The 23,721-nt window shown below is 62.1% G+C and carries 29 protein-coding genes; 10 read left to right on the forward strand and 19 right to left on the reverse strand.

Annotated features, from left to right (window positions below):
* Window positions 1-16: 16 nt before the first annotated feature.
* Window positions 17-379: a hypothetical protein gene (locus tag V5N13_RS07030; RefSeq protein ID WP_336360188.1), complete on the forward strand. Its 363-nt coding sequence runs from the start codon at window positions 17-19 to the stop codon at window positions 377-379.
* Window positions 380-391: 12 nt separating this feature from the next.
* Here the strand turns inward: V5N13_RS07030 and V5N13_RS07035 are convergent, their stop codons facing one another.
* A complete protein-coding gene (locus V5N13_RS07035) occupies window positions 392-1,948 on the reverse strand; it encodes a preprotein translocase subunit SecD (RefSeq protein WP_336360189.1) in 1,557 nt (518 codons plus the stop codon).
* Window positions 1,945-2,817 (reverse strand): protein translocase subunit SecF, encoded by an 873-nt coding sequence (secF, locus tag V5N13_RS07040; protein ID WP_332897192.1) that lies wholly within the window; start codon window positions 2,815-2,817, stop codon window positions 1,945-1,947. Before secF ends, V5N13_RS07035 begins: the two co-directional genes overlap by 4 nt.
* A 110-nt stretch (window positions 2,818-2,927) precedes the next feature.
* Between secF and V5N13_RS07045 the strand changes: the two genes are divergently transcribed.
* Entirely contained in the window at window positions 2,928-3,242 is a 315-nt protein-coding gene (locus V5N13_RS07045; RefSeq protein WP_332897193.1) for a hypothetical protein, read from the forward strand.
* Here V5N13_RS07045 and V5N13_RS07050 read toward each other — a convergent pair.
* From V5N13_RS07050 to V5N13_RS07060, 3 genes are read right to left on the reverse strand one after another with little or no spacing between them, the layout of a single operon-like run.
* A complete protein-coding gene (locus V5N13_RS07050) occupies window positions 3,230-3,691 on the reverse strand; it encodes a DUF5812 family protein (RefSeq protein WP_332897194.1) in 462 nt (153 codons plus the stop codon). The two genes, V5N13_RS07045 and V5N13_RS07050, sit on opposite strands and share 13 nt — an antisense overlap.
* Before the next feature lie 45 nt (window positions 3,692-3,736).
* Window positions 3,737-4,531, reverse strand: a complete 795-nt coding sequence (locus tag V5N13_RS07055) for a helix-turn-helix transcriptional regulator (RefSeq protein WP_336360190.1) — start codon at window positions 4,529-4,531, stop codon at window positions 3,737-3,739.
* Window positions 4,532-4,573: 42 nt separating this feature from the next.
* Window positions 4,574-5,131, reverse strand: coding sequence for a hypothetical protein (locus tag V5N13_RS07060; RefSeq protein ID WP_332897196.1), 558 nt, complete (start codon window positions 5,129-5,131; stop codon window positions 4,574-4,576).
* Window positions 5,132-5,278: 147 nt separating this feature from the next.
* Here V5N13_RS07060 and V5N13_RS07065 point away from each other — a divergent pair, with 147 nt between their 5' ends.
* Genes V5N13_RS07065 through V5N13_RS07075 form a run of 3 tightly spaced genes read left to right on the forward strand, consistent with a single transcriptional unit; the run spans window position 5,279 to window position 7,884 of the window.
* Complete coding sequence (locus tag V5N13_RS07065) at window positions 5,279-6,568, forward strand: glucose-6-phosphate isomerase (protein WP_336360191.1); 1,290 nt, start codon at window positions 5,279-5,281, stop codon at window positions 6,566-6,568.
* A 39-nt stretch (window positions 6,569-6,607) separates the two neighbouring features.
* Complete coding sequence (locus tag V5N13_RS07070; protein WP_336360192.1) at window positions 6,608-7,705, forward strand: CPBP family intramembrane glutamic endopeptidase; 1,098 nt, start codon at window positions 6,608-6,610, stop codon at window positions 7,703-7,705.
* Window positions 7,706-7,737: 32 nt separating this feature from the next.
* On the forward strand, window positions 7,738-7,884 hold the full coding sequence (locus V5N13_RS07075) for a CopG family transcriptional regulator (RefSeq protein ID WP_332897199.1): 147 nt from the start codon (window positions 7,738-7,740) through the stop codon (window positions 7,882-7,884).
* On the opposite strand, the gene V5N13_RS07080 is transcribed toward V5N13_RS07075, so the two are convergent.
* Window positions 7,881-8,345 (reverse strand): NOB1 family endonuclease, encoded by a 465-nt coding sequence (locus V5N13_RS07080; RefSeq protein ID WP_336360193.1) that lies wholly within the window; start codon window positions 8,343-8,345, stop codon window positions 7,881-7,883. The genes V5N13_RS07075 and V5N13_RS07080 overlap by 4 nt on opposite strands.
* A complete protein-coding gene (locus tag V5N13_RS07085) occupies window positions 8,346-8,591 on the reverse strand; it encodes a PRC-barrel domain-containing protein (protein ID WP_332897201.1) in 246 nt (81 codons plus the stop codon).
* Window positions 8,592-8,697: 106 nt separating this feature from the next.
* On the opposite strand from V5N13_RS07085, the gene V5N13_RS07090 reads away from it, so the two are divergent.
* From V5N13_RS07090 to V5N13_RS07105, 4 genes are all read left to right on the forward strand, one after another.
* Window positions 8,698-9,195, forward strand: a complete 498-nt coding sequence (locus tag V5N13_RS07090; protein ID WP_336360194.1) for a cupredoxin domain-containing protein — start codon at window positions 8,698-8,700, stop codon at window positions 9,193-9,195.
* A gap of 156 nt (window positions 9,196-9,351) precedes the next feature.
* A complete protein-coding gene (infB, locus tag V5N13_RS07095; protein ID WP_332897203.1) occupies window positions 9,352-11,151 on the forward strand; it encodes a translation initiation factor IF-2 in 1,800 nt (599 codons plus the stop codon).
* A 69-nt stretch (window positions 11,152-11,220) separates the two neighbouring features.
* Complete coding sequence (locus tag V5N13_RS07100) at window positions 11,221-11,871, forward strand: hypothetical protein (protein ID WP_336360195.1); 651 nt, start codon at window positions 11,221-11,223, stop codon at window positions 11,869-11,871.
* A gap of 79 nt (window positions 11,872-11,950) precedes the next feature.
* A complete protein-coding gene (locus tag V5N13_RS07105) occupies window positions 11,951-12,208 on the forward strand; it encodes a hypothetical protein (RefSeq protein WP_332897205.1) in 258 nt (85 codons plus the stop codon).
* Here the strand turns inward: V5N13_RS07105 and V5N13_RS07110 are convergent.
* From V5N13_RS07110 to V5N13_RS07155, 10 genes are all read right to left on the reverse strand, one after another.
* On the reverse strand, window positions 12,177-12,560 hold the full coding sequence (locus V5N13_RS07110; protein WP_332897206.1) for a DUF5811 family protein: 384 nt from the start codon (window positions 12,558-12,560) through the stop codon (window positions 12,177-12,179). The two genes, V5N13_RS07105 and V5N13_RS07110, sit on opposite strands and share 32 nt — an antisense overlap.
* 81 nt (window positions 12,561-12,641) lie before the next feature.
* Window positions 12,642-13,121, reverse strand: coding sequence for a pyruvoyl-dependent arginine decarboxylase (locus V5N13_RS07115; protein ID WP_336360196.1), 480 nt, complete (start codon window positions 13,119-13,121; stop codon window positions 12,642-12,644).
* A 45-nt stretch (window positions 13,122-13,166) separates the two neighbouring features.
* A complete protein-coding gene (gene pan2 / locus V5N13_RS07120) occupies window positions 13,167-14,387 on the reverse strand; it encodes a proteasome-activating nucleotidase Pan2 (RefSeq protein ID WP_332897208.1) in 1,221 nt (406 codons plus the stop codon).
* Window positions 14,388-14,503: 116 nt separating this feature from the next.
* The gene (gene pepF / locus V5N13_RS07125) at window positions 14,504-16,291 is read right to left on the reverse strand and encodes an oligoendopeptidase F (RefSeq protein ID WP_336360197.1); all 1,788 of its coding nucleotides are present in this window, start codon (window positions 16,289-16,291) and stop codon (window positions 14,504-14,506) included.
* 37 nt (window positions 16,292-16,328) lie between these two features.
* Window positions 16,329-17,141: a tRNA pseudouridine(38-40) synthase TruA gene (gene truA, locus V5N13_RS07130; protein ID WP_336360198.1), complete on the reverse strand. Its 813-nt coding sequence runs from the start codon at window positions 17,139-17,141 to the stop codon at window positions 16,329-16,331.
* Window positions 17,142-17,188: 47 nt separating this feature from the next.
* The gene (gene hisS / locus V5N13_RS07135; protein ID WP_336360199.1) at window positions 17,189-18,493 is read right to left on the reverse strand and encodes a histidine--tRNA ligase; all 1,305 of its coding nucleotides are present in this window, start codon (window positions 18,491-18,493) and stop codon (window positions 17,189-17,191) included.
* A 40-nt stretch (window positions 18,494-18,533) separates the two neighbouring features.
* Window positions 18,534-19,124, reverse strand: coding sequence for a DUF7411 family protein (locus tag V5N13_RS07140; protein ID WP_336360200.1), 591 nt, complete (start codon window positions 19,122-19,124; stop codon window positions 18,534-18,536).
* On the reverse strand, window positions 19,124-19,477 hold the full coding sequence (locus tag V5N13_RS07145; protein ID WP_336360201.1) for a DNA-binding protein: 354 nt from the start codon (window positions 19,475-19,477) through the stop codon (window positions 19,124-19,126). Before V5N13_RS07145 ends, V5N13_RS07140 begins: the two co-directional genes overlap by 1 nt.
* Before the next feature lie 82 nt (window positions 19,478-19,559).
* Entirely contained in the window at window positions 19,560-20,015 is a 456-nt protein-coding gene (locus V5N13_RS07150) for a 30S ribosomal protein S19e (protein ID WP_332897214.1), read from the reverse strand.
* 39 nt (window positions 20,016-20,054) lie between these two features.
* Window positions 20,055-21,074, reverse strand: coding sequence for a lysylphosphatidylglycerol synthase transmembrane domain-containing protein (locus V5N13_RS07155; protein ID WP_336360202.1), 1,020 nt, complete (start codon window positions 21,072-21,074; stop codon window positions 20,055-20,057).
* A gap of 97 nt (window positions 21,075-21,171) precedes the next feature.
* On the opposite strand from V5N13_RS07155, the gene thiL reads away from it, so the two are divergent.
* Window positions 21,172-22,047, forward strand: coding sequence for a thiamine-phosphate kinase (thiL, locus tag V5N13_RS07160; protein WP_336360203.1), 876 nt, complete (start codon window positions 21,172-21,174; stop codon window positions 22,045-22,047).
* Here thiL and V5N13_RS07165 read toward each other — a convergent pair.
* Both V5N13_RS07165 and V5N13_RS07170 read right to left on the reverse strand, forming a co-directional pair.
* On the reverse strand, window positions 22,044-23,159 hold the full coding sequence (locus V5N13_RS07165) for a site-2 protease family protein (RefSeq protein ID WP_336360204.1): 1,116 nt from the start codon (window positions 23,157-23,159) through the stop codon (window positions 22,044-22,046). The genes thiL and V5N13_RS07165 overlap by 4 nt on opposite strands.
* Before the next feature lie 193 nt (window positions 23,160-23,352).
* Complete coding sequence (locus V5N13_RS07170; protein ID WP_336360205.1) at window positions 23,353-23,604, reverse strand: DUF7123 family protein; 252 nt, start codon at window positions 23,602-23,604, stop codon at window positions 23,353-23,355.
* Window positions 23,605-23,721 lie beyond the last annotated feature (117 nt).

A 23,721-nucleotide genomic window follows, 5' to 3' on the forward strand; every position in this document is an offset into this window, starting at 1 on the left:
GTGCTGAACGGTTCGTATGGAACGGGCTGTTCGCTACGCGCTATCTGTCGCTGTCGCCATTGGCGTCACGGGGTTCGTCTATCTGTTTGCGCCGCCGCCTGAGACCTCGTGGTTGGTCTTGCTCGGCGTCGCCCAAGTGTACGGCGTCGGAACGGCGCTCTGGATTCGCTATGCAGAGCTGCTGCGAAGCACTGAAGGGCCGAGCTGGGTCAGCGGTGCGTTCGCCGGGGTGACGACGTTCGGGAGTATTGCATTGCTGAACGGGAGTGCGACCGAGATGACTATCGGGATTGCTGCACTCGGATTCGGATTAGCGTCGTTCGGGTTCGCTGCGGGCGTGGGCTTCGAACACGGGCGAGAGGCGAGTGCAGAAAATTAAAAACGAGCCGCGTTAGTCGATGTTCATCAGGTTGCGCAGCACGTCACCGTAGGCCGGGCGGGTGACGAGCACGCCGATGAGCACACCAACGATGGTGATGATGGCGAATCCTTGGAGGTCACCGAGGCTGAGCACCGCGAGCGGACTCATGGCGACGATAGTCGTCGCGGCGGCCGCACCGATGACCCAGAACGCCTTGCGGAAGCGGTCGCGGAACACGCGACTGGTCTTGATTTCTCCCGACTGGATGATTTCGTCTGCGATAATCACCAAGTCGTCCACCCCGGTGCCAATCACGGCGATGAGCCCCGCAATGTGCGAGAGGTCGAGCGCGAGGTCGATGGCCGCGGCGAAGCCGAGCAGGATGACGACTTCTGCGAGCGCGGTGACGACCATCGGCGCGGCGATTTCGAGTTTGCCGTAGCGAAGGTAGGTCATCCCGGCGACGGCGAGGACGGCGATGATGCCGGTGATGAGGCTGAACAGCTTGAACTCGGAGGCGAGTGCGGGTTCGAGGAAGTACGTCGTCCCTTCACCCTCGATGTCGAGGGACGTCGGGAGCGCACCGGCCTGCAGGTTGACCTGCAGGGCGCGCGCCTCGGACATGTTCGTCGTCGTCATGGTGAACGACGGGTCGTTGACGAAATCGCCGTTCTGGATGATGCCCGCGAGGCCGGAGGACATCGACGCCGAGTAGACGACTTGGCCGTCAACGACGGTGTGCAGACAGTAGCCGGGGTCGTCGGGCGTCGATTCGTACCGACAGTTCTGGATGCCCTGTTGGCTCGTGAAGCCGAACTTCTGCATCCCGTCTGAGAAGTTCTGGGCGGCTTCGTCGTTCAGCGCGACGGGTACGGATGGCGGGTCGTTGCCCTGCCCCTGCTGGGGCGCGCCGATTTCGGTGAAGTCACCCTGCGTGAGCATCGAAACCTGTCGATATTCGGTCGTGCCGTTGCCTTGGGCGGGGAACTCGGCGACGATTTCGACCTTCCCGCGGTCGCCGATGAGGTTGATAACGTCAGAGCGGTTCTGGTTTGGCACCTCAATCAGAATGAACGTCTCCTCTGTGGTCTCGACCTGCTGGACCGTCCCGCCAGAGAGACCGATGCGGTTGATTTTCTCCGTGAGCACCGCAACGGCCGTTTGACGGGTTTCTGCGGTGACGCCATCGCGGATGCTTTCCTCGCTCGCATCGAGGCCCGCCGCTTGCAGGGCGCTTGCGAACTCGGCTTTCGTCACGTTGTTCGTGAACACCTCGACCGTCCGGGTCTGGGGCGCAACGCGAACGTCCGTCCGCGAGATGTTGAGTTGGGAGGCGACGGTGCTTGCGACCTCGCGGTCGTTGTCGCCGGTGACCGCAACGTCCTCTGCGGTGAAGCCGACGAGCGGCGCGCGGATGCGCGTCCCGCCGGAGAGTTCGAGGCCGTACTTGAGGTTGGTCGGCCCCGTATCAGCGGTTCCGGCTTGACCGTCGCTTGCGCCGCCGGGCGGCGCGAACAGGGCGACCCCCGAGAGGACGATGAGGATGACCAACAGGTAAATCCGCCAGTTTTCGCGGACGGAAATCATCGGGCCACCCCCTCGAATTTGTACCAGCGAAGCAGGCTCAGATTGAGCATGTATGTGTTCATCAGGTCAGCGGTGAGGCCAAAGACGAGGACGATCCCAATCGACGGCAGCAACGGAATCCCAAAGAGGAACGCTGTGACCGTCATCACAGCCATCGCGGTGAGCGACGTGAGCGTCATCGTGACACCCGTACGCATCGCACGATACGTGGATTCATAGAAGTCGCCGCTTCGGCGCAGGATGTGGTTGTTGAGCAGGAGGTCAGAGTCGACGCTGTAACCAATCAGCATCAACAGCGCAGCGACCGTCCCGAGCGAGAGTTTGATGCCGAAGATGTTCATCAGCGCAATCGGAATCACGATGTCCGAGAACGCAGAGAGGACGACGGCAATCGACGGGACGAACGAGCGAAACAGGATGAAGACGATGGTGCTCATCCCGAGGAACGCGATGAGCACGCCAAGCAGCGCAAGTCGCTGGGTCTCAGCCCCGAAACTCGGGGAGCGACTCTGTGAGGACTCGACGGTGTAGCCTGCATCCCGCGCCTGTTGCTCGATGGCGGTGGCGGACGTGCCGTCATCGGTCGCTTGGAACGTCACGATGTAGGTATCGTCCGTGGAACGAATCGGTTGGATTGACTCGACCGGCGTGTCGAACGTCGCTTCGATTTGGGCCGGTGAATCGGTCGTCTGTATCTGTAATTCGGTGCCGCCGGTGAACGCGATGCCAGGGGTGACCGGCGCACCCGTCATCGCGGTCCACCCAGCGATGATGAGCAGCGCAACGGCGAGCACTCCGAGGGGCACCGCCGCCAACTGGCGGTTGGTGTACCGGGAGAAATCGACTTCCGGTACCTCGAACTCGACCATACCTGTGGGTCCTTATTCCCGTCGAATAAGCCTTCTTATACGAAATTGTGAAGTGAACGAAATTCGTCTGTCCCACAAGGTGCTTGTGGATGGCACGCATAGGAGATGCCATGAGCGATGCAGCGCGCGTTGTCGTCTCCTACCCGGCAGACCTGAGCGGGTGGGGACGGGGGCAACTCGACACGCCGTGGTTCCGCGCATATCTCACGAAAACCCTCGGGAAACCCGCCGTTGGCGACGTATACGACGAGTTTCTCGACGTGGGCTGTTGTGGCGATTCACTCGACGTGCCGCTCAGAATAGAGGCCATAGAGGGTGGCGAGCGCGTCGGCAAAACCACCGAAATCGAGTACGTAGAGCGCGAAGCCTGTGGGATTCGGGGCGGCTGGCTCGTCCAGAGTCAGGCCGCGCCTCAGGGCAAGTAACGAACCGCCACGACGCCCGCCTGCGCACGGATTTCGACGCGGTTGACCCCGAGGCGCGCGGCACGCTCGCGGGTCGCTTGGTCTTCAAGAACGTCTTCGACGGCCGCGTCAGTTCGGTCAGCGTCGACGGTCAGGACGTGAATCTCGCCGATGCCCGCGCGTTCGCGTGTGGTGAGTTCTCCTGTTTCTTGTGCCGCAGCGAGGTCTTTTTCGAGTTGCGTCGGCGTCTCGTCGCTGCGTTCGACTGGAATCTGCCAGCGGCGTTCGACGGAGACGAGTTCCCACGACACCTCCATCGGCGGTTCGGGCGCGAGGGTTCCCTCGATGGCGTCGCCCTCCTCGATGCCGGGATTCGACCCGAGGGTATGTACCTGCCCGGTCGAAACGTCGGTGAGAATCGCAGACTCCGCCTCGGCGTGCGTACAAAGAAACGTGCCCGTCTGTTCCATGGGCGGCGCTAGGCGCTCGCGGGTTTTCTGCGTTTCGTGTACGCCTCAGCCAGCAAATGACTCGACCGACAGCTCCATCGATTGCTCCCGATACCGGGCGATGGTCTGTTCTGCCCACGACCGCACCTCCTCGTCTACGACCTGGATAAGCCCCCGAGGCAGGCCGCCTTCGTCGGCAATCGCAATATCGACCAGGTCGTCGGCCACGGCGACGATGAACGGAATATCGCCGTTGTAGCGCCGGATATCCGCCTGTCCGGAGGCCAAAATATCGCGGAACATGGACGCCATCTGCTCGTCGTTCTGGATGGTGTCGATGACATCGTGGGTGAGGATGGCGTCGATGGTCAGGTCACCGGCAGTGGTGCGCCGCCAGATGACCTCGATGTTCTGGGGGGCGGTTGCGTTCGTGAGCACCGTAAGCGACGACGCTTGGCGCTGAGTGTGAGCCGCGTGACGGTAGGGTGCAAGCGGGTCTGAGTGCGTGGGGATGGTCACCGAAGCGTCTTCGAGTCGGTCGATGTCGAAGCCGAAGTCTTCGACCGGCAGCCACGGCGCGAGTGGCTGCAGCTGGGCGACCGTCTCCATGGTTTCGAAAAATGTCTTGTACGCGTTGGCGACGAGGCGACCAAGCCCGGTCACCTCGTACTGTCGCCCACGACGACGTATCCACCCCCGGTCGGTGAGGTCTGCGAGAATGCGGCCGAGCGTCACGCGAGATGCTCCAGTCTCTGCTTCGAGTTCGTCGCGGGTGTGCGGTCGCTCTGTGACGGCAAGTAAAACGGCAGGCCGATTCTCAGACCCGGCGAGAAACGCCAAGTCGTCGAAGGCTGTGCCCATGGTAGATGCTAGAAGGCGCCACACTTAAACCGTTGACAAATTTTAACGCAGGCGGCGATGGACTGCAAAGATAAGGAGGGCGGCCAGAAGCGGTGGCAGTAGGCTCGTGAGTGGTGGCAGTGCATAGAGGAGAGAGATCACCGGCGCAAACAGCCCGGTTGGTGGGTCACGACACGTCAACTGGCCATCAAGGACGAAGCACTCTGGCACCGAGATGACGAGGCCGATGTAGAGCGAGCACAGAAACACGTAGCCTGCAACCGCGAGGAACGTGTCGTAGTTGTCGCTCACGGGCAGGTTGCGGCGGTGGCGACGGGCGACAAAGAGGATGGGTGCGAGCAGCGGGCCGAGGACGAGAATCCCGATGACGACGTAGAACGACCGCGAGAGAGTGAGCGAACCGCCGGGAACGTTCGACGTGGCGGCGATGAGTACGATAAGCGCGAACGTGATGATGAGCGTGACGAGCACCGAGGCGAGCGAGCCAACGACGACGTACGACCGAAACAGCAGTGAGTCGCTCGCCCGAAGCGCGTAGGGAATCGCGCCGAGCACGCCACGGTAGGCGTCGTCCGACTCGTTGGTACCACCGGCTGTCATGACCCGACGTTGGCGAGCGACCCGATTAAACCACGCGATATGCTCGTTCTGTCGGGCCACAGGAGACGGCGGCTGACAGCTTCTGTCGCATACCTCTCACGGCCGTGATACACCAATCATTTTATCCTTCCACCCGAGGGGTTCCCTATGCACCTGGACGTCGGAAACGCACTCGCCTCGGTCGCAAAGCCCGGTGTGACCGAAGCGGCCCTAGAACGATTAGATGCGCGTGTCGCGCTCGCCCACGAACGCATCGAACAGGGCCGCACGGCGCACGAACACGGCTACGAAGCGCTCAACCTCCCGCAGCGAACGGAGGCAGCCGAGATTCATGACGCCGTCTCCTCGCTCATGGACGCAGAGGCCGTCCTCACCGTCGGTATCGGTGGGAGCGCCCTCGGTGCGGCCACCATCTCCACCGCACTCGGCATCGAGAACGCCTACGTCCTCGACAACGTTGACCCCGAACACACCTCCGCCGTCCTCGACAACCTCCCGCTCGACAAAACCGCCGTCAACGTCGTCTCGCGCTCGGGCACGACCGTCGAAACGCTCGCCACCTTCCTCATCGTCCGCGACGCGATGGAAACCGCAGGCGTCGATTGGGCCAGCAGGACGCTCGTGACGACGGGTGACGAGGGACCGCTCCGGGAACTCGCAAACGCCCACGACCTCCCGACGCTCAAGGTTCCTGACGGCGTTCCGGGCCGGTTCTCTGCGCTCTCTGCGGTCGGGCTCGTCCCGGCGGCCATCATGGGCGGCGACATCGAAGGCGTCCTCGAAGGCGGTAGAGAGGCGATGAAGTCGCTTTCTGGGTCGCTGTTCGACTCGCCTGCCTACGCCTACGGCGCGATTGCCTACGCGCTCGACCTCCGCGGGGCGAGCATCAACGCGATGGTGCCCTACGCAGAGGCGTTAGAGCCGTTCGCCGAGTGGTTCGCCCAGCTCTGGGCCGAAAGCTTGGGTAAAGACGGCATGGGCCAGACGCCGGTGCGCGCGCTCGGGGCGACCGACCAGCACTCACAACTCCAACTGTACCGCGCCGGGCCGAACGACAAGCTCGTGACGCTCGTTCGCCCGCGCGACCGCGAAGACCGCGAGATTCCGGAGACCGACGCAGAAGAGCTTGCCTACCTCAGTGGGAACTCGCTTGGCGACCTCTTAGACGCCGAGTTCCGCGCGACCGAAGCCTCGCTCGCGGCGGCGAACCAGCCGAACGTCCGCATCGAACTCGACCGCGTCGATGCGGAAGGTATCGGGAACCTGCTCTACCAGATGGAAGCCGCGTGTGTGCTCGCGGGCGAACTCTACGGCGTCGAGACGTTCACCCAGCCCGCAGTCGAGTGGGGCAAGCGCGCCGCCCGCGGCCTGCTCGGTGGTGGCGACTTCGAAGAAGCGCAGGCCGTCGAGGACAAAGAACCGTATTGGATTCAGTGAGACCGTAGCGATTTTAGCCGTCCCCGCCTACCACCCGGTATGTCACAGAGCCCTGCGGCCAGCGTAGGGGTCGCGCTTGCAGGCGTCGCCCTCGCCGCCGCGTTCCTCCCGTGGATGGGCGCGGGAACGACCGTCGCTGGCCTCACCGTTGGCAGCGTTGTCGGAGCCGCTCTCGCCGGCGTTGCCCTGCTCGCCTTCCTCCTTCGCCGCCACGAACTGCTCCCCCGGGCATGGGGCGCGCCCCTCGCGGGACTCGCAAGCGGTGCCGTCGTCTGTGCCGCCATCTACACGCTTCTCGCGCCGGCGCTCACCGATGCAACCGCTGGAGCGCTCGGCAGCGGCCTCCCAGTCGCCGCGTTTTCCGGGCTGTTCGCCCTCGGGGCGGCGGTCGCAGACGGCGCAGCTATTTCGGCAAAGCGCCTCTCACGGATGGTTCGCGACGTGGCGATTGCGTCTGCGGTCGGCCTCATCAGCTTCCTCGTCGGGATGGCACTTTCTATCATCCCAACCTCGATTGTCGCAGACGTTGGCTTCGCCGTCCAGTTCGGCGTGTTCACAACCTTCTTCGGCCTCGGACTCGCCCTCTCTGCGATTGCGTATCTGAAACTCCGGGAGATTGGCCTCGACTACATCGACATTCGGATGCCGAGCAAACGCGACCTCGCCTACGCCGTTGGTGGCGTGGTCGTGCTCTACGGCGCGGCAATCGCCATCAGCATCCTGCTCCAATCGCTCGGGCTGTCGGGCGCAGAGAGTAGTATCGAGCAACAAGCGCGCGAGGGGAATCCGACGCTGTTGCTCGTGCTTATCCCGCTGTCGTGGCTCGTCATCGGCCCGGGCGAGGAACTCGTGTTCCGCAACATCGTCCAAAAATCGCTCTACGACAGCTTCTCAGAGCGCGCGGCCGTCGTCGTCGCAAGCTGTATCTTCGCGCTCATCCACATTCCCCAGTACTACAGCGCGACGAACCCCGCCTCTACGTTCACGACGCTCGTCGTGATTTTCATCCTCTCGCTGCTACTCGGTGAGACCTACCGGCGAACCGGCAACCTCGTCGTCCCCATTCTGATTCACGGAACGTTCAACGCAGTCCAATTCTTCCAACTCTACATCCAGCTGGCTGGCAGCCCGGTCTGACGGTTGTCTGACGGAAATTTATATGTCAAAGTGTGGTACAAACCCTCATGCGCCACTACTCACTCGTCTGTGAGGACCATCTTGCAGAGCAGGTCGCTCGGCTGGCGCAAGAGTACGGTCTCACGGAAGAAGAGGTGCTCAGGCAGTTGATTTCTGCCGGGCTTTCCTCGCTCGATTAGGCACTACTTGGATTCTTACGGGTGAGTCCAGTGCCGCAAATCGGACAGCGGTCTTTGTTCTCATCATAGACGCGGCCACAGCCCTGACACTGGAACTTCCAGTTGCGCTGTTGGTCAATGCCGTCCTGTGCGATGACCTCGACGGTGACTTCGAGGCGCTCTGCGACGTTCTGCATCGCGTAGTCGTCGGTGACGAGAATGCCTTCGAGTTCGTAGGCCGCCGCAATCAGCCGGAGGTCCGTATCTGAGAGTTCGGCTAAGTCGCCCGACTTGCGCGCGGCGCGCTCGACGGTTTCGACCGACTGCTCGTCGGGGATGTGGATGTACATCCCAGCGCCTTCCATCGCGTCGAAACGGAAGGCGTGTTCGGCTTCGAGCTCCTCGCGGACGAGCGGGATAGAGGCCTTCTTCGCTTGCGTATGATACTCGTGGATAAAAGCGGACGTGTCGAGAACGTGCATTTAACGACGGATGACGATGTGGTCTTTGACTGCCTGGACGCGGTTTACGGGCACCTTGAACCGCCCGCTGTCGTTGACGCTGAAATCAACGTTGCGCGTGTTGGTCTGTTCTGTTGGTTCGACGATGAGTTCGTGGAGCGACCCCGTTTTGAGGTCCATCGTGATGTTGTAGAGCATCCCGATTTCAGCCCCGTCTGAGCCCATCACGGCCTTCCCCGACAGATTCTCGGCGAGTATTTCGGGCATACCCACCAGTTCCGAGCCAATTCATATAAACGGCACGGGGATGTCTGACACCCGTCGGCCAACACAGTAGCAAACGTTGATACATCGACACTCCGTAGCCCGGGTTATGGATAGACGAACCCTCCTCAAACGCGGCGTCACGGTCGCTGGGCTCTCGTTTCTCGCCGGGTGTACCGGCGGCGGCGACGAAGAGACCACAACGACCGCGACCACCGAGTCAACAACGACGGAGCCGACGACGGAGGAAACAACCACAGCGCAGGCCACGACGACCACGCAAACGACGACCGCAGAACAAACGCCCGTCCAGTCGGCCATCACCATTACGGTCGGCCAAGGCGGCAACCTGCGCTTTTCGCCCACCCGCGCGTCGGTCAAAGTCGGCGGCGAGGTGACGTGGACGTGGGATTCGTCTGGTCACAACGTGCGCCCGCGTTCGCAACCAGATGGCGCGAATTGGGAGGGAACTCCCGGCGGTGACGGCACCACGTACAGTAAGGGCGAGGAGTTCAGTTTCACCTTCGACGTTCCCGGCACGTACGAGTACTACTGTGCGCCCCACCAGAGCTTTGGAATGGAAGGCATCCTCGAAGTCGTCGAATAGCGCCGGAACACGGCGACACGGTCGCCGTTCACCGTCCCTGTTGTCGGAGAGCCGCGAGCGAACTTGGGAAGCGACACCCACGTGTACACCCTTTTGAAAGACTTTTAAGCGGAGAATTGCTGGTCTAGGTAAGAACCTTTGTTACGGGTGGATTTCATGTCGGACAATAACACACCAGATACACATTCACTGCGGACTCCCATCGTCGCCGTCCTCGGTCACGTAGACCACGGCAAGACGAGTCTGCTCGATAAGATTCGCGGCTCCGCCGTCATCGAAGGCGAAGCCGGTGCGATTACCCAGCACATCGGGGCGACGGCCGTCCCCCTAGAGGTCATCTCTGACATCGCCGGTGACCTCGTCAACCCCGATGACTTCGACCTGCCGGGCTTGCTGTTCATCGACACGCCGGGCCACCACTCGTTTTCGACGCTCCGCTCGCGCGGTGGGGCGCTCGCAGACATCGCCGTGCTCGTCGTAGACGTAAACGACGGCTTCCAGCCCCAGACGCTCGAAGCCATCGACATCCTGAAACGCACCCAGACGCCCTTCATCGTCGCGGCAAACAAAATCGACACCACGCCCGGCTGGAACGCCCAGCCAGACGCGCCCGTGCAGGCGACGTTCGACAAGCAGTCAGACCGCGCCCGCCAGAAGCTAGAGCAGAAACTCTACGAAGTCATCGGCAACATGAGCGACGCGGGCTTCTCGGCTGACTTCTACTGGCGCGTCCAGAACTTCCAGAAGAACATCGGTGTCGTCCCCGTCTCCGCGCTCACCGGCGAAGGCGTGGCCGACCTCCTGACCGTCCTGATGGGCCTCTCCCAGCGCTACATGAAAGAGGCCATGGAAATCGACGTGACCGGCCCCGGCGCGGGGACGGTCCTCGAAGTCAAAGAAGAACGCGGCTTCGGCGCAACCCTCGACGTGGTGCTCTACAACGGGAGCGTCCGCGAAGGCGACACCATCGTCGTCGGTGGGAAAAACGACCCCATCGTGACCGACGTGCGCGCCTTGCTGAAACCGCGCCCACTCACCGAGATTCGCACCGAGAAACGCTTCGACCGCTTCGACGAGGTGACCGCGGCAGCGGGTATCAAAATCGCCGCCCCCGACTTAGACGACGCGATGGCCGGTGCACCCGTGCGCGTCGTCCGCGACCGCCCAATCGAGGAGGTCATCGAGGAAGTCGAAGCCGAGCTCTCCGAAATCGACGTCCATACCCAAGACGACGGTGTGGTCGTGAAAGCCGACACCCTCGGCAGCCTCGAAGCGATTGCGAGCGCACTCAAGGAGGCAGAGGTGCCCATCATGCGCGCCGAAGTCGGTGACGTTGCCCCGCGCGACATCTCCGTCGCCTCCACCGCAGACGAAGAGCTGAATCGCGTCATCCTCGCGTTCAACGTCGGCATCTTAGACGACGCAGAACGCCGCGCAGAGGAGTCGGAGGTGAAAATCTTCGAATCCGACGTCATCTACCAACTCATCGAGGACTACGAGGAACACGTCGATGAGATCAAGCGCGCCCAGCAAACGGCCGTCCTCGACAAGATTCGCCGCCCGGCACGCTTCCAGATTCTCCAAGACCACGTCTTCCGCCAGTCGAACCCGGCCGTGGTCGGCGTCGAAGTGCTCTCGGGAACGCTCAAGCGCAACACCCCGGTCGTTGACTTCGAAGGCGCAGAACCGAAACGCGTCGGCATGGTCAAGGGCATCCAAGAACAGGGCGAAGACGTAGACGAAGCCCGCGCCGGAACCCGCGTGAGCGTCGCCATCGACGGCCCAACCGTTGGCCGCCAAATCGACGAAGGCGACACGCTCTGGGCGGAACTCCCCGAGAAACACGCGAAGATTCTCGAACAAGAGCTGAAAGAGGACATCCCGGCAGACGAGCGCGAGGCGCTCAGCATGTACCTCCAGAAACACCGCAAGCGCGACCCGTTCTGGGGGAAGTAGCCTCAGAAATCGGTTTTGCGAGTGGGGCCCGCGAAAAGAGCTAAGTGACAACCGTTTGTAGTTTTTATCATGCCCCTCACGCGACGAACGCTCCTGCTCGGGAGTCTCGTTGCCTTGGCCGGTTGTCTCTCAGAGAGCGACGAAACTCAACAGCCGACAGAGCAAACCACGATACAGACGACGAGCCAAACGACTGCGACAACGCCCGCAACAACGACGACGGAATCGACACCGACAGAGACGAGCAAGCCAACCACTACCAAGCCCGATGAAACACGAGCGTTTGGCGACTCATATGCGTTTTCTGGACTCGAAATTACAGTTGGCACGCCAGCTATCTCGACGACCTTTGACCATGACAGAGAAACGTACACGATGCCCGACGGGGACGCATTGCTGTTCGCTCCGTTGACCTTCTCCAACACCGCAGACGAACTCCGTCCGATTGCTGGCCCAGTGTTCACGGTGTTCGATGGCGAGGCGAGTAGCCGTGAAACCCACAGCGTTAGACACCCCGTGTTCGACCCCTCAATTCGAATCCGCGAGATGGACGACGTGCCAACCACGGGTCGCTGGAACGCAGAAGGAAGCGTGGTTGAGCCAGACGAGCAACTGTCAGGAACCGCGGTTTTTGAGGTGTCAGAGCGTATCGACGCAACGGATGTCAGTATCGTATTCGACTCTCAATTCAGGGAAACGATCGTTGCGTGGTCCGGCTGAGTTGAATCCGAGCCACACACCGAGATAGCTGACCGCTAGCCGCCACTGCTAAAAGGGTTCAGTCGGTCACTGGGATACAATGGTACTGAAGCGACTGGGCCACCGCCTGCTCTCGCTCGTCGTGGCCGTCTGGCCCGGCGAGACGGCGTACGACGCCGTGCTGGTGGTGATTCCAGTCGGGCTCGTTGTAGGTGTCGTTGCAGGCTGGTGGTTCGCGGTGCCGATGTACCTCGCCGTGTTGCTCGGCGCACTGCCGGTGCTCGCGGCGATGGGCTACGTCTTGTTTTATAATCCGCCCGACCCGGCTACCGGGCCGTCGCGTCAACGTCAGAATTGAGCGATTGTTTGACCTGCAGGGCCGCCTGTGCGGCGAGGCTGCGAGCGACTTCTTCGCGGTCTTCGGCGCTGATGATGCCGCCTTCGCGCTCGAAGTCGTCGTCGTCCGGCGAGATGCCGGCGCTTACGGGCGAGCCAATCGGCGGGTGGACTGCCACGAGGGCGTGGGGCGTGCCGTCGAGTCCGGCGGTGAGCTCCGTGCCGATGACGTACTCGTCGGGCAGAAACGCCCGCGTTCGCGTCGCAACACCGACGACGCCCCGCCGGAGTTCACGGCGCTGGTCGGGCGTCAGCACGGCCTGTGCTGCCCGGTCGGTGCTGTCGTCGCCCGCATACGGGGTGTTTCCATACATAAAATTGCTATCGTTCGTAGCAACTACTGAGGTAAAAACCCTCCGACGGCGTGCGAGTGGTTCGCACGGTTGTGTCGGCTATCAGATGATTGGCTCGCTCTCGCCGTAGGCGGCCACCACGAGCGCGGTGACGTACTCGGTCGAATCGGCCGGTGCGGACGCGAGTTGCACGTTCGTCTCGCCAAACTCCCAGTTGCGGAGTGCCTTGCCCGCCTCCAGCCCTTCTTCGACGCGGGTGCGCACGTCCGCTGGGTCGTGTCCCGACGCTTCGTAGAAGATGCCTTTCCCCGAGGGCGTCTGTGCCCACGCGAGTGCCGCGACGGCGGTGTCACCAGAAGCAGGTGCGACGGTTGCCTTGCCTTCGACCACCGTCAGGCGATTTCCGACGGGCCCGAGGTCGGGTGCCGTGCCGACGGCTTCGACGGCCACGTCGTCTGGAATCACCGACGAGACGGTGACAAGGTTGTAGTTGTGGATATTGGCCTCTCTGAGCGCGGCGTCGAACGAGGCCATGGGGGTGGGTGCGCTCGCCGTCCCCCAGACGACGCGGATGTGACTCATAGGTGTGGAAAACAGCGAAACAACGTAAGCGGTTACGATTCTCCCTCAGTAGAACGCAACCGGCTGGCCGACCGTCTCCTCTTCGGACGTGAGTTTCTCGAGGGCGGCATCGAAATCTGCCATCTCGACTTCCGTCCGCTCGTCACGTAGTGCGAACATCCCGGCTTCAGTGGTCAGACTTTCGAGTTCTGCGCCGCTGAATCCCTCCGTTTCAGCTGCGAGCGTCTCGAAGTCAATCTCCTCTGCCAGATTCATCCCGCGGGTGTGAATCTGGAGAATCTGGTGGCGACCCTCCTCTTCCGGTGCGGGAACCTCGATGAGGCGGTCGAACCGACCCGGCCGAAGGATGGCGGTGTCGAGCATGTCGTAGCGGTTGGTCGCCGCGATGATGCGGATGTCGCCACGGTCGTCGAAGCCGTCCATCTCCGAAAGCAACTGCATCATGGTCCGCTGAACCTCGGCGTCGCCCGACGTTTTCGAGTCCGTGCGCTTGCTCGCGACGGCGTCGATTTCGTCGATGAAGATGACGGCGGGTTCTTTCTCTGCGGCGAGTTTGAACAGGTCGCGGACGAGCCGTGAGCCTTCGCCGATGAACTTCTGGACGAGTTCCGAACCGGCCATCTTGATGAAGGTGGCGTCGGTCTGGTTGGCGACGGCTTTCGCGAGCATCGTCTTCCCCGTGCCCGGTGGGCCGTAGAGGAGGACGCCGCCCGGTGGCGTAATCCCGACTTCTTCGAACTGCTCTGGGTTCACGAGCGGCAGTTCGACGGTTTCGCGCACTTCGCGGACTTGGTCGTCAATGCCGCCGATGTCCTCGTAGGACACCTGCGGGTTGGCGGTGACTTCCATCGCCTGTGCGCGGGCGTCGGTTTCCTGTTCGAGGCGCGTCTGGATTCCAAACGAATCGTTGATAGCGACACGGTCGCCGGCTTCGAGGCGCTCTTTGAGCTGCTCTGAAACCTCGACGAACACTTCCTGATTGTTGCCGTGTTGCTTGATAACGACACCGTCCTCGGTGATGTCTTCGATGGTGGCGAGGTACAGCGATGCCGTCTTCAGCGCCTCGTTTTCGCGTTCGAGTCGCGAAATGTCATCGCGCAACGTCTGGCCGTGTGCTTTGGTTTTCTCGATCTGTTCTCCGAGTTCGCGGTTCACTTGCAGTATTTCGGTGAAGTGGTCTTCGAGAACCGCGAGGCGCTCGTCTTCAGACAGGTCGCTATCCAAATCCAACCGCGGCCTGTCAGGGAGAGAGGGACTACGTGACATCAGACAACGCCGACTAAGAACTCACCGTTAGAAGTGCTTTTGGGTCGCGGTTGATTTCGGCAACACTTGCTTGGAAACGTGAAAATCGACCGCATGCACTCGAAAAATGCCGGTGATTACTGCAGGCTGGCGAACTCGTCGAGATAGTCGCCGTACACCGAGAGCGCGGCTTCGACTGGCTCTGGCGAGGCCATATCGACGCCCGCCCCACGCAGGAGTTCGAGCGGGTACGCCGCAGAGCCACCGCGCAGGAAGTCGATGTAGTCGGTTGCTGCGGCGTCGCCGCCGTCTAAAATCCCTTCTGCGAGCGCGACCGCAGCGCTGATACCCGTCGAGTACTGGTAGACGTAGAAGGCGCGGTAGAAGTGCGGGATGCGCATCCACTCGCGCGCGATGTGGTCGTCTACGACCGCTGGTTCGTAGAACTCCTTTTTCAGGTCGCGGTAGAGGCCGTCTAAGCGGTCTGGCGTGAGCGGTTCGCCGTCTTCGACCAGTTTGTGCGTCTGGTGTTCGAAGTCAGCGAACATCGTCTGACGATAGAGCGTCGAGCGGAACCGTTCTAAGTACTCGTTTAAGATGTGACGGCGCAGGTTCTCGTCTTCGACGGTGTCGAGCAGGTGGTGGGTCAACAACGTCTCGTTGACTGTACTCGCCACCTCGGCGACGAAGATTTCGTAGCCGCTGTAGACGTACGGCTGGGAGTCGCTCGTGTACTCAGAGTGCAGCGAGTGGCCGAGTTCGTGGGCGAGCGTGAACATCGAGGAGATGTCGTCTTGGTAGTTCATCAGGATGAACGGCTGGGAGTCGTAGGTGCCCCCAGAGTACGCACCAGACTGCTTGCCCTTGTTCTCATAGACGTCAACCCAGCGCGAATCGAGTCCCTTCGTGAGCCGCGACTGGTAGTCCGAACCGAGTGGCGCGACCGCGTCGATGATGTACTCACAGGCTTGGTCGTACGGGATTTCAGGAGTCTCTGAATCGACCATCGGCATGTAGATGTCCCACATCTGGAGTTCGTCGACGCCGAGGCTATCGCGCTTGAGTTCCGCGTGCTGGTGGAGCAAGTCGAGGTTGTCGCGCACCACTGACAGCAGGTTGTCGTACACCGAGACGGGGATGTTCGAGGAGTCGAGAGCCGCTTCGCGTGCGGAGTCGTAGTTGTGTGCCCGAGCGAGTTTCACGTCGGCTTTCACGCTGTTTTTGTACGAGGAGCCAACCGCGTTGCGGATGGTCTCCCACTCGCCGTAGAACGTCTCGTACACCTTGCGCCGAAGTTCGCGGTCTTGTTCCTGCTGGAGCTTGGTGAAGTTGCTCTGGGTAATCGCAATCTCGTCGCCGTCGTGTTGGACAGCGGGGAAGGTGAGGTCTGCGTTCGTGAGCATGTTGTAAATCTCACCGGACGCACCGGTCACCTCACCGAGTTCTGCGAGCAGGTTTTCGACCTCCGCAGAGCGGGTGTGGGGCTTCATCCGGAGCACTTCGTCGAAGTAGTGGTCGTACTCTGCGAGCGCCGGCTCCTCTTCCATGAACGCCTCTAGTTGCTCAATGGAGGACTGCTGAAGTTCTGGCTCGATGTAGCTCGCTGCACTGGAGGCTTGTGAGATGAGCGTCTGTGCCTTGCCAAGGAGGGCTTGGGCGTCTTGGTCGCGGGTGTCTTCGTCGCGGCGCATACGGGCGAATGACGCCACGTTCGACACCGTCCGCATCACGTCTTCGCGGAGTCGAAGAATCGCAAGCAGCGTCTCCGCATCGTCGGTGACGTGCCCTTCGTACTCCTCTAAGTCAGAGATTTGGGCGGCGACCGATTCGTAGCGCTCCTCCCACGTTTCGACGGAGGCAAAGAGGCTGTCGAGGTCCCACTTGTGCTCAGCAGAGATTTCACTTCGTTCGGGAACCGAACTCATGGCTCACTCTTATACAGAGAGGGAAGTAAGCCTTCGGTCAGTTTTCGCCCGACACGCCCGCCCGAAGCTGGTCTGCGACGCGGGTTGCCGCCCGGTGATACTCGGCGTCTGCGGTGAACACGCGACGGGCGCTTTTCGCCGCTTGCTCGTCCACCACGAAGTCGAGCATCGGGTACTCGACATGGCGCAACACGAGCGGTTCTGGAGCCGCCGGGCCGATGCCGTCCCCACCCGACAGCACCTCAGCGGAAAGCGCCCGGTCGATGAAAGAGCGAGGGCGCTGGCCCGTCGAAACCTCTTCGACCACGGTCACGAACCGCCGGACGAACTGGCGTGGAAAACCATCCGACGATATTTCGAGCACGAGAAAGTCACCGGCGCGTTCGACGGTTGCCTCGACGACGCGCTCAGTGTTGCGCGAGTCGGGCGTGAAGTTGTGGTAGTCGTGTGCGCCCGTGAGTGCGGCGAGAAGCGCGGAAACGTGGTCACGAGACCGGTCGGGCGCGTAGAGGTGGTAGGTGTAGTGACGCCGCGTCGCGTCGTGGGTCGCGTGAAAGTTCTCCGGAACCTCCGCCATCGCCCACGCACGAATCGACGCGGGCAACTCGCCGTTGAACGCCCGTGGTGTGAGCCAGTCTGGACACTCGAAGGAAACGGTTTGCCCGAGCGCAGAGACGCCTGCGTCCGTCCGACCGGAGCCGGCGTAGTACGGCGGAACGCGGGCGTCTTCCGGCATCGCACCGAGTTTTTTGAGATTCCGAAAAATGGTATCTTCGACGGTCTGTCCGTGTGGCTGGCGCTGGAAGCCGCGGTACTGCTTTCCGTCGTAGGAAACCCGAAACGCACGCATGGCTCAGCGTTGGGAGAGCGAACTAAAAGCGTACTAGATTGTATCGGCTAGTCGAAGTCAGCGACGCGCGGTTCGTCGTACTCCTCGGGGAAGCCTGCGACCGGAACCTGCACTTGGTCGCCCGATTTCATGTCCTTCAGCGTGACTTCGTCGTTTGCGAGGTCTTGCTCGCCGACGATGACGACGGTTGTTGCGTTGATGGAGTCTGCGTACCCCATCTGCGCGCCGAAGCTCCGGCTCGACACGTCAGATTCCACGACGTGGCCCTGCTCGCGGAGCGCGCGGGCGATGTTCGCGGCCTCTTTGCGCGTGTCACCGACTTGCAGGATGTAGTAGTCCGTCGAGAGTTCTTCTTCGGGCCAGACACCCGCGCGCTGGAGGAGTAGCGAGAGCGTTGCGTCACCGACGGCGAACCCGACGGCGGGGGTTGGCTGGCCGCCGAAGCCTTCGATGAGGTCGTCGTAGCGCCCGCCGCCGAACACGGCGCGGCTGACTTCCCCAGTCGAGTCGAAGCACTCGAAGACGACGCCCGTGTAGTAGTCGAGCCCGCGGGCGGTTTCGAGCGAGAGGGTGCAGTACTCGCGCGCGCCGAAGTCGTCTGCGGCGGCGAGGACTTCTTGAAGGTTGGTGACCGCGTTCTCGACGCGCTCGGTTCCCGCGAACTCGATGAGGTCGTCTAACTCGTCGGGGTCGCACTCAAGCAGGTCATCGAACTGCTCGGCCTGCTCAGCGGAGAGGCCTGCAGCGACGAGCAGGTCCATGTACTCGGCGTGGCTGATTTTGTCGCTCTTGTCCACCGTGCGGATGGCTTCCTCGGTGTCAACGTCTGCGTCGAACGATTCGAGGAGTCCTCCCAAAATGTCGCGGTGGGATACGCGGAACTCGAAGTCATCGTTTTCGAGGCCGAGATTGGTGAGCGCGTCTGCGGCGGTGGCGATAATCTCAGCGTCCGCCTCCGGCTCTGCGGAGCCGAAGATGTCGATGTTGGTTTGGTAGAATTCGCGAAAGCGACCCTGTTGAACCTGCTCGTAGCGCCAGAAGGGGCGCGTCGAGAACCACTTGATTGGCTTCGAGAGTTCTTGTTGTTTGGCGACGACCATCCGCGCGACGGTCGGCGTCAGTTCGGGCGTGAGCGCAATGTCGCGCCCGCCCTTGTCCTCGAAGCTGTACAGTTCCTCGACGATTTCCTCGCCGGATTTGTCCACGTACATCTGCGTGCGTTCGAGCGCGGGCGTTCCGATTTCACGGAAGCCGTAGCCTTTGGCCGTGGCTTCGAGCGTGTCGAAGGTGGCGCGGTAGGCCTGCATCTCGTCGGGGTAGAAATCCCGAAAGCCCTTGATGCGGTCGTACATGCCCGCCCGTTGGGGCAGGGGTCGCTTGAAGCCTTTTGTTCTAGCGCCGCGCGACAACGCGCGTCTGGGTGTGGGCGGGGAACACCTGCGAGACGGTCTCGTCGTCGTACAGCTCGGCAATCAGCGCGCGCAAATCGACTTCGTAGTCGCCTTTCGGGATCTCCTCGCTCGGCCCGCTCTCGATTTCGAGCGTCTTTTCGACCATTTTATCGACCGCGTTGCGCCCGATGCCGGTCAGCGGGGCGAGGTAGTCGATGCCGTGGCGATCCTCTAAGCTCTGGGCTTGGGCGCGCGAGACGCTCGGGACGCGGTCGTCGCGGCGCGTCCCGTCCGCGATGGCGTCGAACTCCATCGCTGCGACAGTCTCTAAGGTGTGGCGGTGAACCTGCTGGATGCCGTTTCGTGGAAAGCCGTCTTCGACCATCTGTTCGACCGCGCGCTTCGCAACGTCGCGATCGAGCAGCACCTCCTCGAAGTCGTAGCCGAGGGCGGTGGCGGTCTTTCTGGCGTGTTTCCACGCGCCGGTCACCTCGAAGTGCGCGCTCACGAGCGTCACGTCGTAAAATTCGTCTAAAAGCAACGCGGTGAGCGAGGAGTCTTTCCCACCGCTGAACAGTAAGCCGACCTCCATCAGCGACGACGGATGTTGAAGCTCTTGTCGTCGGGTTTCAGTTCACGCAGGAGGTTTTTCATCTGGTCTTCGTCGATGCGTCCGTCGAGACGGCCGCTCTGGGCGAGGGCGAGAATCTGTTGTTCGACTTGGTCTGCGAAGTCTGGTTTCGACATGCGCACAGAGTTGAGCCGCTTGCGCGCGCCGTCGGTCAGGTACTGGCGAAGCAGGGCGGTCTTCTGGGCTTCTGCCTGCTGTCGCTGGGCTTCCTGGGCGGCCTCGTTGGCTCCGCCCTGGCCCTGTTGGTCCTGTAGTTGCTGCATTTTCTTGCGTCGAAGCTCCTCAAGGTCGTCTTCGTTCGGTGCGCCACTCATGGCTGTCACTTATAGATTGGTCGCCAAAACAATTACGGAGCGCTCAGAACGCAGAAAGCCTCAAGACCGCCGGCAGACGGACTTAGGCGTAGCGTTCGAGGTCGGGACGGTCTAAGTCCGAAAGAACGTCGCCCGCGACGGAGTCGAGCAGGCTGCGGCCTTCGGCGGTGACGATGCGCCCGGCGCTGCCTTCGGTGCCGACGTAGCCCGCGTCCTCTAGCTGCTGGAGGATGGTGCGGATGATTTTCTTGCTGCCCGAGCCTTTGTGGGCGGGAGCGACTTGGTAGCGGTTCGACCCCTTCTTGGTCTTCCCGTAGGCCGTCGAGAGACGGTCGACGCCGACGGGGCCGTCGGTGGCGACTTTGCGGAGCAGACTCGCGGCGCGAATGTGCCAGAAGTTGTCCTGTTCTGGCGGCAGTTCTCGGTCCGAGCCGGTCTTTGCGACGGCGGCCCATTCGGGCTCCTCGACTTCGTCTGCAAGACGTTCGGCGAGCGCCTCGATAAGCGCATCTGCCGGCACGTCATAGAGCGTTGGCATGGCTACGCCTTCCTTCGCACGAGGTTTAAATTCACTGTTTCACGTCCGGTTGGCGATGACTGCGGTTACCCCGCCGCCAAGCGCGGTTGGTAACCAGTAGGTGCCAAGCCGGTGGAGCACCACCGCCGCCCCTGCCGTCGCCGGGTCGATGCTCGTCACCGGAACGAGCAACCCAACCAAGACTGCTTCGACGCCGCCGAGGCCACCGGGCAGCGGCGTGATGCTCGCAACGCTCCCGAGCGGGATGACGAGCAACACCACCGGGAAGGGGACGGCGTGACCGAGCGAGAACAGTGCGAACCAGAGCGAGGTCGAGAGCGCGACCCACCCGAGCGCAGAGAAGCCAAGCGCACGCGCGAGCGACCACCGACTCGACGCGACGCGCTCGATGGAGCCAAAGAAACTGTCGATGCGCCGGATAACGCCTTCTCGCTCTGGCGGTTCGACGCGCGGGAGCACGCGCGCGACGAGGCGCGCGGTCGGAGTGAGTGCATTCACAATCCAGCTTTTCACCGTCTCACGGTTCTGCCAGAGGAGAAAGCCCGCGACGGGGACGGCAACCGCGAGCACGCCAACGGCGATGATAGCGACTTCGAGGCGGCCGCCGACGGTTGCCGTTGTCAGAAAATAGCCAACGGCAAAGAGGCCAAGGCCAATCGAGGGCACAAAATTGAGCGTATCGACGCTGGCGATGGCGGCGAGGCCAGTTTCGTACTCCGTCTTCGTCGTCCGCGAGATGAGGAGGGCGCTGAACGGTTCGCCACCGGCCTGCCCAAACGGCGTGATGTTGTTCGCGAAGATGGCCGCAGAATAGAGCAAGATGGCGCGAACCGCACTCATCGGGCCGTTGAGCACGTTCACGACCGTCCAGAGCGCAAGCCCCCACGCCACAATCCAGACCGCCCCGGAGACGAGCACGCCGAGGAAAATCACCGGATTGGACGTCGAGAGCGCAGCGACGATGGCGTCGATACCGACGAGCCAGAACACCACGGCGAGAACGACGAGCGCGCTCAGAAATCCGAGGATGATGGTGCGAACGTCAGCGTCGAGGCCCATTTGGTCAGACGAACGAGTGTGGGGCGCTTCAACCCTCCGACTACGGGAGTTCAGGCAAACCGGACGCATTTTTGCCTCGGCACTGAAACCACCAGCCATGGATGAGCGGGCCGCCCTCAGACGCATCGCAGCAACCCTGCCAGCCGCGGGTGACGACGCCGCTGTCGTAGACGGGCAGGTCATCACCACCGACATGCTCCACGAGCGGACGGATTTTCCCGAGGGGACCACCCGCTACACCGCCGGATGGCGCGCCGTCGGCGCATCGCTTTCTGATGTGGCCGGGATGGGCGCACAGGCGACGGTCGCGGTGTCTGCCTACGCCGCCCCGTCGTTCGACGAGGCGGAACTCGAAGCCTATCTCGAAGGCGCACGCGACGTGTGCGACGCCGTGGGCGCAGAGTACGTCGGCGGCGACTTAGATACGCACGCGGAGTTCACCGTAGCGACGACCGCGCTTGGCGAGACCGACACCCCGGTGCTGCGCTCGGGAGCGAATCCGGGCGACATCGTTGCAGTGACTGGCGGCCTTGGCCGGTCTGCGGCGGCGCTTCGCCTGTTCGAACAGGGCGAATTCGACCGCGCGAACGACCTCTTTCAGTTCACCCCACGTGTGGCCGCAGGCGTCGCACTCGCCCCGCACGCGAGCGCCATGATGGATATCAGCGACGGCGTCGCCCGCTCGCTCCACCAGCTTGCAGAAGCCAGCGACTGTGGCTTTGCGGTCGAAGAAGCCTCGATTCCGGTGGTTGATGCAGTAGAAGAGTTGGCAACCGACGCGACAGACCGCCGCGAATTGAGCCTCTTTTTCGGCGAGGACTTCGAGTTGCTCGTGACGATTCCCGAAACCGAATGGGACGCGGCGGTCACCGCGTGTCCAGACGCGCTCACCAAAGTCGGTGTGGTCACTGGTGAGGGGGTTGAGTTAGACGGAACCCCGCTCCCAGACCGAGGCTACACCCACGGCAGTTAGAGAAACTCGATTGGGACGGGCGTGAAACAGAGCAGTCCCAACACGAACGTCAACACGCCAATAGCGATGCGTTTGGTGTCGAGCGGGTCGTCGTGAACCGGGTGGGCGGGGCCTGCGTACGCAATCCCCATCGAGAACAGCCCCCAGAAGAACCAGATGCCCGCGGCGTTCGAGGAGGCGTGGAAGTAGTAGAGGTAGCCCGCAAGCCCGAACAGCACGGCGGGAACGAGCGCAGCGAGCGTCTCTTGGCGTTCGCCAAGCATCGAGCGGACGAGGTGGCCCCCATCAAGCTGTCCAACTGGGAGCAGGTTGAGGAACGTGACGAAGAAGCCAACCCACCCGCCCATCACGACGGGGTTCACAGACATCGCGGGGTCTGCGTATTCGAGTGGCCGCCCAACCGCCGTCGCAATCAGTTCGAGGATGAGGGGATTGTTGAAGCGAATCTGGACGGAGCCAGGGTCATTGAGGACGGCGGCGGGTGCGGTGACTGGGTCCATGTACAGGCCGATAATGGTCACGACGGCGGCGGCGACGAGTCCGGCGAGCGGGCCCGCAACGCCGATATCGAACAGTGCCTTGCGGTCTGGCATCCGCCCGCGCATGCGAATGACCGCGCCCATCGTCCCGATGAGCGTCGGGAACGGGATGAAGTAGGGCAGACTCGCGTCCACGCCGTGATACCGGCTCATGGCGTAGTGGCCGAACTCGTGGACGCCGAGCACGCCAAGAATGGCGAGCGCGAACGGGAGCGCCTGCACGAGGTCGAGCGGGTTCTGCGTGATGTCGATGTAGTACCACGCCGTCCCGGCGTAGAGCGTCGAGAGAATCGTGAGCAGCGCCATGAGCACGTTCGTCCACGGGAATCCCCGAGAACCGCTCGTGTGTGGCTCTGCGACGAGGACGTGTTCGCCCGTCTGTTGGGTAAGCGTTACTTCGTAGCCGTGGTCTCTGAACAGCGGCCAGAGCTGTCGTTCGACGGAGTCTGCAGTGTCGAGGGGGACGCCGTAGTAGAAAAGGCGAGTGCCGTCGGTTCGCGTTTCATACACATGAAACGCGTTCGAAAACGCATCCACCGGAGGGCCATCGGCCGGTGGACTGGGGGTGTCCATTGGCACTCAGTAAGAGTGGAGTAGTGATAAATCCCGTGACGGGGACCACGGGAAGGTCTGGAACGACCTAGTGGTTTCCGTTGCGTGTGGTGGCACGCGGTGCCGGTCACGGTTGTGGCACGCAGTGACCGATTTGGAACGTCAGCGTGTGGTGGCACGCGGTGACTGTCTGTGTAAGGTGCAGTGTGACGCGTTATACAGTAGCCTGTTGGACACGCCAGGTGGTGGCGCTCGTGTACGACCACTTCTCGATGGTGAGATCAGTGGCGGAGTCACAGAGCTTGACCATCAGCGCGCCGATTTCTTTTGGCGAGAGGCCAACGTCGTCGGCGATGAACTTCCCTTTGAAGAAGAATTCGCCCTTCTCCATCGCGCGTTGCTTTAGGTAGCTCTTGAGCCGATCTTCTTTGCTGACAGTGGAGGGTTGCTCCGTTGTAGCGCTCATCTCTAACACCTCGACTACTCGTAGCCACTTCCAGAGCATATAAGCGGCAGAACCTTAGGATTGATTTGAGTCGTTTTAGCGAAATAGAGGGGGTCAGACAACCTTTTACAAAGCCCT

This window comes from Haladaptatus sp. ZSTT2 (genome assembly GCF_037081775.1).
Lineage (GTDB): Archaea > Halobacteriota > Halobacteria > Halobacteriales > Halococcaceae > QDMS2.